Annotated in this window: 2 protein-coding genes; both read right to left on the bottom strand. The window is 31.1% G+C overall.

The window, feature by feature from the left end:
- Positions 1–31: 31 nt before the first annotated feature.
- A complete protein-coding gene (locus HG1285_RS01475) occupies positions 32–433 on the bottom strand; it encodes a VOC family protein (RefSeq protein ID WP_008289388.1) in 402 nt (133 codons plus the stop codon).
- Positions 433–1,394: WYL domain-containing protein (locus HG1285_RS01480; protein WP_008289387.1), on the bottom strand; the 962-nt coding region annotated here is incomplete at its 5' end. The genes HG1285_RS01475 and HG1285_RS01480, both read right to left, overlap by 1 nt.

Genomic DNA, 1,394 nt, shown 5'->3' with positions numbered 1-1,394 from the left:
TAGAAAACTTTATTCTAAAAGAAGCTAAAGTTTAATATTCCTTTCTGTCTTCTACTATCTCAACAAAATTTCCGTCTGGGTCTTGAATAAAAAAGTATAAAATCCCTGTTCTCCCTTTTTTTATTTCTATATCTTCCTGAATTATGCCTTTATCTAACAAATGCTTCTTTGCCTTATGTATATCAGGAACAGATAAAGCAAAATGTTTAACACCAATTCTTTTTAAGTCTTCCCATAGTTCAACTAATTCTTTGCCGATATGCTCTTTAAAACAAAAAAGCTCAAGTATAAATCCATTTAGATATAAATGCTTAATTTCCAGATTATCATCCTTGTAGCAAGCTATTTCTTTAAAACCAAGTATTGAGTAGAACTCCACGGCTTTCTCCATGTCTGAAACTGAAACAGCTACATGATGAATTCTAAACTCCATTACTGCTCCACAAATTTTGATAGTTTTTGTTTTCTATTTTCCAAAAATTTATTATAGTCTTTTATAAAAGCTAAAAATCTTTTTTGTAAAGTCTGCAAATCCGTTTCAAGTAATGTATCTAATTTTTTGCCTGTCAAAACTTTTATTAGGTTTTCTTTTTCCTCAGGTAGATATTTACCCATTATAGCTATCATATCTTCATCAGGAGGATAAATCTCTTCTATTTCCAGATAGGAAAAAGCAGGAAAAAATCTCCTTGAAGAAAATCCAAGTAAATAAGCTTTATAGGAGTTATCCGTTAATTTCTCAATATGAAATTGGGTATAAAATACTTTAAATTTGCCACTATTTCCACATACACCATAATAATCAGGCAGTTTTACAGCAAACGGAAAAGGCTCTTCGTCCTCAAAATTTAGCGGGGTTCTGGAACTGCCCCGATAGAAAATCTTTGTATCCTCTACCTCATTTACAACACCTATTCTCTTTATACAGCCTAATCTGTATGTTGAGTATCTTGTGTTTCCAATTCTTTTTGCCAGTAGATACAAAGCCCCGTGAAAATAAACAATTTTTAACGGAATAATATCCTTTGTTTTATTTTTGTATCTGATTTTTATAACCCGCTTTTTAAGGATGTCCTCAATAAGTGTGTCCACAAGTTGAAAATCATAAGGATAATTTCCTGTGTGTAGCAATGGTATATTTGTAAAGGCATTATTCAGAATAAATTCCTTTTCTTCGGAAATTTTTTCTCCGGCTTTCCTGAGAATATTTTTTATTACATTTTGATACTCAAATTTTTTGTATTCTTCAGGGGTAAAAGTAAGTGAAAGAAGCAGGGCATCTTTCTCTTTATCACTGAGGGAAATAATATTTGTAAACATCCTTTCATTTATTTTCCATCTGTTTGACCTTCCTGAAATCTGTTTTTCTATATAATCCCTTGTGTGTAGATGAT

The organism is Hydrogenivirga sp. 128-5-R1-1 (assembly GCF_000171895.1).
This window is presented reverse-complemented; position numbering and strand designations above follow the sequence as displayed.